This window comes from Prevotella sp. Sow4_E9_plate (assembly GCF_052116205.1).
In the GTDB taxonomy this organism is placed as follows: Bacteria; Bacteroidota; Bacteroidia; order Bacteroidales; family Bacteroidaceae; genus Prevotella.
The window spans coordinates 1-681 of record NZ_JBQKLN010000129.1 but is presented as its reverse complement, the minus strand read 5'-3'; the positions used below and the strand labels follow the sequence as shown (position 1 = coordinate 681).

Below are 681 nucleotides of genomic sequence, written 5' to 3'. Positions count from 1 at the left end.
CAATACAACTCCATCCCCAGTGTTTACTGGGGATACAGAGTATTTTAAGAAATTGGACTTTTCTGATTTTTAAACAGGTTTAACTAAAAGTGCCTCTGTCATCAAGGCATAATCCCTTCTTCCAGCTACAATCATGTCAAAGAATCCCCTGAAGAAATCCAGTGGAGCCATTGCCATTAGCTTGCAGGTTTCAACGAAAGTAAGGAAGGTTGCTGTGACTCTGGCACCCTGCTCACTGCTAAATCCACCGAAGTTCTTTCGGAGATTTGTGAATGGGCGGACTGCGCGTTCACAACAGTTGTTGTCTATCAAGACGCTGCCTATCTTAGTATATGCCATCAGCTCTTCCCAATGCTTGGTCATATATGTCAAGGCTTGTTGTAACTTAGCAGAGAGCTTAATCTTGTTTTTCTCAAACTGTTTCAACAGTGCCGTCGCTTGCTGATAGAGGTCGTGTAAAACTGGTAGGGATTCCTCACCTCGATGCTTGACTATCTCTTTTTCTGTGCGACCCAACACTTGATTTTCAACTTCGACCTTATATAATATACCGATCAAGTCTATGAATGCCTGTGCCAAGGTATCCTTGTAGTCACGACTCGCCGAGACAAACAGTCTTCTAACGTGCGACCAGCAACATACATGAGTACAGTCCTTCAACTTATTGAAGTAAAGGTATGC

General features: G+C 43.2%; 1 protein-coding gene. It reads right to left on the bottom strand.

Annotated elements, in window-relative coordinates; genetic code table 11:
• Positions 1-69: 69 nt before the first annotated feature.
• A partial coding sequence (locus ACTQ53_RS17545) for an IS66 family transposase (protein WP_441934602.1) occupies positions 70-681 on the bottom strand: 612 nt, incomplete at its 5' end.